This window comes from Bacteroidota bacterium (assembly GCA_034723125.1).
In the GTDB taxonomy this organism is placed as follows: domain Bacteria; phylum Bacteroidota; class Bacteroidia; order CAILMK01; family JAAYUY01; genus JAYEOP01.
Genome location: JAYEOP010000003.1, coordinates 1 through 6,563 on the forward strand (window position 1 = coordinate 1; position 6,563 = coordinate 6,563).

Annotated in this window: 3 protein-coding genes; 1 reads left to right on the forward strand and 2 read right to left on the reverse strand. The window is 29.8% G+C overall.

Annotated features, from left to right (window positions below; translation table 11 throughout):
• Positions 1 to 405: 405 nt before the first annotated feature.
• Both U9R42_00050 and U9R42_00055 read right to left on the reverse strand, forming a co-directional pair.
• Entirely contained in the window at positions 406 to 1,320 is a 915-nt protein-coding gene (locus U9R42_00050) for an Rpn family recombination-promoting nuclease/putative transposase (GenBank protein ID MEA3494410.1), read from the reverse strand.
• Positions 1,321 to 1,878: 558 nt separating this feature from the next.
• The gene (locus tag U9R42_00055; GenBank protein ID MEA3494411.1) at positions 1,879 to 2,646 is read right to left on the reverse strand and encodes a hypothetical protein; all 768 of its coding nucleotides are present in this window, start codon (positions 2,644 to 2,646) and stop codon (positions 1,879 to 1,881) included.
• 463 nt (positions 2,647 to 3,109) lie between these two features.
• On the opposite strand from U9R42_00055, the gene U9R42_00060 reads away from it, so the two are divergent.
• Complete coding sequence (locus U9R42_00060; GenBank protein ID MEA3494412.1) at positions 3,110 to 6,490, forward strand: lamin tail domain-containing protein; 3,381 nt, start codon at positions 3,110 to 3,112, stop codon at positions 6,488 to 6,490.
• The last annotated feature ends 73 nt before the right edge of the window (positions 6,491 to 6,563 follow it).

Genomic DNA, 6,563 nt, shown 5'->3' on the forward strand with positions numbered 1-6,563 from the left:
AACCACCGATTAAATTTTTGTCAAATATAAGGACATTTTTGCTTTGCTCAAAAATAATTTGATTTTTTTAGGTTGCGTTTTTCGAATTGCTTCTTCCAGTGATGTTGGAAAAATATATGACTGTCTTCTGTCTTTTCATTGTATAAATTTTATAGTATAAAAATAGAAATTATTCCTTTGGTGGCAAATTATCTTTATCTACAATTTGTTGATTTTTTTAGACAGTCTGACGACTGCTGTAAGAGTAGTAGCGGATTACGAAGCGATGAACTTTCAGCTTTCTCAGTAGCCAAATCTCTCTCAATCTTTCCAGTCAAATCGAGAGATTTGGTGGGCAACCAACGAGCCACAACGCCACGTAAACCAAACTAAGCCGCTATTACTTTTACAGTTTGTTAAGTGCTTTTATTCTGGCTTTAATTTATTCAATTCTCTTAATCTTTCAATTTCATTTTCTTCTAATTCTGTTAATTCCATAATTATTGTATTTGAATATCCTTTGCTAATCATTTTCATAGCAGTGCTTCTTTTTTCATCTATACGTCCTTTTACACGTAACCTCGATGCAGTAGAAACAAATTGTTGTTCAGCTTGTGTTGAAATGGTTTCCATAAGTTCCCTATATTTATCAGAGGCTATTTCCGTTGAATTTAGCATATAAACAGATATGCTATCAAAAAAATCTTGCCCCTCTTTGGTTTGTAATAATTTATTTATTTGATCAGATAAATGCCCAATCTGTTCAAGCATTTTCTGTTCATTGAAGATATTCTTCATTATTAGAAGACCTACCTGTAATTCAATATTATCAAAATGTTCTCTTAAATCTTTGTTTGAATATGTTGATGTATCAATTAATTCGTAATCAAATTTTGGAATGAAGCTTTGTAACTCATTGTCAATATTTCCAAAGTATTCTTCAAATCTTTTATTATCCCATTTTTCCTTTCCGTGATAAAATATTATTGGAATAACTGGTGTTAATTCTTCTTTTTGCTTAATCTGTAATTCCCAAATCCTAAGCATATAACCAAGAATTTGAAAATGTGGAAATTTTTCAGGTTGGCTTTTATGTTCAAAAAGAAGTGATATTTTTACATTCTGTTTTTCTCCGTATTTGCAGTTATAAACTAAATCAGAAAAACTTGAATTTAATCGCTTATCAAGATATTCAGTTTTATCAAGTTCAAGAGTATTTAAATCTAATTTTTTAACAATATCAAAACTTATGGTTTTAGACACAAATTCCTTAATCCCATTTTTGTTAGAAAACAAGCTTTTGAAAAACTTATCGTGCGTATTTATTACTGTATTATTCACTCTTTAAACTTTAATTTATTATTCTATACAAATATACAACAATTTCAGTTCTGTTTCAAAATCGGATGTAAAATCAATGTTAAAAGTTTTGAATTCAGTTTTCTCATCCTCTCTCTAATTGCACTTAACGACAGTCTGTCTAATAACCCTAACCACCGATTAAATTTTTGTCAAATATAAGGACATTTCTGCTTTGCTCAAAATTAATTTGCTTTTTTTAGGTTACGTTTTTTTTAATTGCTTCTTCCAGTGATGTTGGAAAAATATATGACTGTTTTCTGTTTTTCCTTGTATAAATTTCATAGTATAAAAATAGAAATTATTTCTTTGGTGGCAAATTATCTTTATCTACAATTTGTTGATTTTTTTAGATAGTCTGACGTTTTGTATAAGAATAGTAGCCGACTTCGAAACTCAAAATTTTCAAGATACGACTAAATATTATGCGGGCTACAGTGTTCATATTTACTACGATTGCGGCTATTATTTTTATACTTTGTTGTAGGGCGTTTTTATTTATTTATATTTCTTATTCCTCATTGAATTTTTAATTTCATATTAATGAACTTGATTAATACCTTTACTTATATCATTTAGTTCTATAAATACAATATCTTTGATATTACTGATTGTCTTTATTTTTTTAGCTAATTCTTGTGATTCATTTAGCAATTTTCTTCTAAATGCAGATTTCAAGTTATAATTAGACAATAATATATAGAGATAAAATTTATTCGATTTTAAATTAGTAGTACTACTTTTAAACAAATTTGTATATCTGATTCTTTCTAACTGATTATGTGTTGTGAGTTCTGATAAGTATGTCAATAATTGAATTAATGCAAAAAATGGATTTTCATCATTGCCTACCTTTATTTCGCCTAGTATTGGTAGTCCATCTTTGTTGTTCTTACCAATAAAGTCTAATCCCCCAGTTCCAGATGATTTGCCAGACTTACCTGTTTCAAACTTTATTCCACCTGTAGTCCTTAAAGGGCTAATTTCTCTGTCAATAAACTCAAAATCAAAATCTGGGTTTTTATTAATTTTATTTGTTTTACTGCTTTCTAGAATTGCTACAATATCATTTGTTCCTTTTATGGTAGAAATTGGTAGAGATGGTAGTGCTTTTCGTTTTGAAGATGATGCAAATGAATCAATACTACAATATTTAGCAAAATGAACTTGACTCTCTTCAAATATCTTAATCAGTTTCTTGTAATTATTCTTTCTGTTAAAATCCTCTAGGATTTTCAAATGAGTTTTCGCAGAAAACATTCTTAAGAATTTGTAAAACTCACGTAATTTTGTTACAGGTATTTCCATATTATCTATTTAATTGAGTCCCTTAAATTTTGTACACATTGTTTTTTTTAAATGCCCTACAACATTAATATAAACGGAACTTCCGTTTATTTCCATTATGTCCAGATACACCCAATGTTTTAATTGATTCATATTCTAATAACATTTTAAAATACTTTCGCAAATATAATAATGATTCTTTAGACAACAATGTATTTCTGTCTTTTTTCCCTTTTTCTAATTATGAGTCCTCGTTTAGTTTCAACATCTTGTATCTTTAAATTTATTGCTTTACTAACTTTTAAACCTGCCAAATATATCAGGTAATACTAATTTAAGTTAGGAGAAAGAAACAAATAAACAAAACTTGTCCGTATGGATAAGCAAATAAACACTTAAACAATTAAACACTTCTAAATAAATTGCTAATTTTGTACAATATAGTATCTTTGAATTTTGTCATATTTCATTATTTTTAAAAGCTATGAAAAAATATTTTTTTTCCATACTTATTATTTTCCCTCTTTTAAGTCTTGCCCAAATTTCTGATAATTTTGATGACGGAAATTTTACTAGCAATCCTCAATGGTTTGGAAATACATCAAGCTTTAAAGTAAATTCTTCACAACAACTACAATTAGATGAAAGCGGTTCATCGACAAATTATTTATATACTTCAAGCACTACAATTTCCGAAACTGAATGGCAATTTTGGATAAAACTTTCTTTTAGTCCCTCTGTAAATAATAATGTAAAAATATATTTGACAAGCGATAACACAAATCTAACAGGCAGTTTGAACGGATATTTTATAAAAATTGGTGAAAACGGAACAGATGATGCCATTGACCTTTATCGTCAAAACGGAACAAATGAGACTTTGATAATTGAAGGAATTGACGGACACACAGCTTCAAATCCGGAAATAAGAATAAAAGTAATACATAAAAGCAATGGTGATTGGGAATTATACTCCGACCTTAGCGGAGATAACAACTTCATCCTTGAAGGAATAGGAAATGACAATGCAATTACAAACTCAAATTATTTTGGAATTGTTTGTAAATTCACAACATCAAATGCAACAGCTTTTTATTTTGATGATTTTTATGTAGGTTCAATTATTTATGACACTATTGCTCCAAAGATTAATGCTGTAAATGTTATTGACAAAAATGAAATTGTAATAAATTTTGATGAATTTCTTGATAAACCCACTGCTGAAAATATTAGTAATTACAACATTAACAATAACATCGGAATTCCATCAAATGCCTCTTTAGAAAATAATACTTCTGTCAGATTACAATTCTCAAATGACCTTCAAAATGGTAGTTCTTATAAAATTTTTGTTTCAGGAATAAAAGACACTAAAGGAAATACTATTATTAATGACAGCTTTACTTTTTCATTTTTTCTTCCACAATACGGAGATATTATAATTAACGAATTTTTTGCCGACCCCACTCCTTCCGTTGCTTTGCCCGAAGGGGAATTTATTGAACTTTTTAATCCAAAAAAAATAAGCGTTAACTTAAACAATTGGAAAATTGCAGATGGAAGCAAGGAAGTATCACTCACAAATATTTCTATTCTGCCCAATGCTTTTGTAATTCTTTGCAATGATAAGGATAAAGCGGATTTTGAACAATACGGCACAACTTATGGACTTTCATTACCTACCCTAAACAACGGAGGTGATGATATTATTTTAAAATCGGATAAGGACATAATTATTGACCAACTTAGATATTCACAAGCATGGTATCACAATTCTGGAAAAGATGATGGAGGCTGGACGATAGAAAGAATAAATCCTAATCATCCATGTAGTGATATCAACAACTGGAAAGCATCAATTAATAAAAACGGAGGAACTCCCGGAACTCAAAATTCTGTTTTTTCAAATCTACCGGATACAATTTCACCAATTTTAAATTCCTCAAGAGTAATTGATTCTGTTACAGTTGAGCTAATATTTAATGAAAGTATTGAAAATGCATCTCTTATTTCAGCAAATTTTAAAAGCGGATGCTCAAACACAATTTCCAATATTACACAAACAGATAATCAAAGTGTGTTGTTAAAACTTCAAAATCATTTAAACTCAAAAGACACATGTACAATATTTTACAAAGAAATTTCGGATTGTTGGGGGAATAAAAAGTCAAACTGGCAATCTGCACTTATTCAATACATTATTCCCGAAAAAGCAGAAATGTACGATATTGTAATTTCAGAAATATTCGCTGACCCAGAGCCAAGTATCAAACTTCCTGAGCATGAATTTATCGAACTTTACAATCGTAGTAACAAATATATTTCCTTAGAAAATTGGACATTCTCTGATGCCTCAACATCTTCCACACTTCCCAACATTGTAATTCCACCAAATGAATATTTGATTTTGTGCAAAGATGACTACAAAACAGAGTTTTCAAACTATGGTAACACAATCGGACTTTATAGCTTTCCATCTCTTGGAAATTACGGAGATGAACTCTCTCTTAAAAATAAAAAAGAGGCTTACATTTTTTATGTAAATTATGATAAAAGTTGGTATCATGATAATTTTAAAAATGAAGGTGGTTGGACTCTTGAAATGATAGACCTCGATAATTATTGTGGAGAAAGTGATAATTGGAAAGCCTCTAAAAACAATGAAGGTGGAACACCCGGAAGTGAAAATTCAGTAAATGCAATTAATCCTGATATTTATCAACCCGAAATTTTAAGAACAATTTGCATTGACTCTCAACACATTAAAATTATTTTTAATGAGAAAATGAATAGCAGTACAATTTTAAATACTCAAAATTATGAGTTTCAGCAAGTATCAAACAACATAATTTCCGTAAGCACTAATGCTCCAAAATACAATACAATTTTACTCCAATTACAAAAATCCTTAATCCCTAAAACGCATTATTCACTTGAAATAAAAAATGTAAGAGACTGTGCAGGAAATAAAATTGAAGAAAACACAATTGTAAATTTTGGTTTACCCGAAGCTTTAGACAGTTTCGAACTTATAATTAATGAGCTTTTGTTTAACCCCCAATCGGGTGGTTACGATTTTGTTGAGCTATACAATAAATCTGATAAAATTATTAGTCTTAAAAATTTGTACATCGCCACTTATGACGAAAATCTCCAACTCACAAATCCTGAACCTATCACGGAAATCGGATATCAAATTCCTCCTGATGACTACGTTGTTCTAACAGAAAATTCTGAAGATATTGAAATGCGATATTATGTAAAATATCCTCAGAAAATACTCCAAATGAACAACCTACCAACTTTTGCTAACGATGAAGGGAAAGTAGTTCTAACTACAAATACTGCAAAAATTATTGATTATTTTTATTACAAAGAAGAATATCATTTTGAGCTTCTTGATAGCAAAGATGGAGTTTCCCTTGAGAGAATAAATCCTGAGAAATCCACAAACAATTCTTCAAACTGGCAATCCTCAGCATCCGATTATGGATGGGCTACGCCAACTTACAAAAATTCACAATTTTCCAAAATTGACCCTGCAACTAAAGAAGTAGTAATTGAGCCAAAAGTTTTTTCACCCGATGGAGATGGCTTTGACGATTTTTTATTGATAAAATATAAATTTGATAATACCAACAACTTTGGAAACATTAAAATTTATGACCTTAGCGGAAGGCTTATCAAGGAAATTGCAAATAATGCGTTGTTTGGTTCGGAAGGATTTTATAAGTGGGACGGCACAACAAAAGATGGAGAGAAAGCACATATAGGAGTGTATATAATAGTTGTAGAAAGAAACAATCTTTCAGGAAAATCACAAAAGTATAAGAGAACATGCACCCTTGCGAGGAGGAGTGGTTAAAAAAAGCAAGTTCACTACTTTTTCAGAAACTTCAGAAGATAGACTATTGGGCAGTCAAGAACAGTCCTCAGTC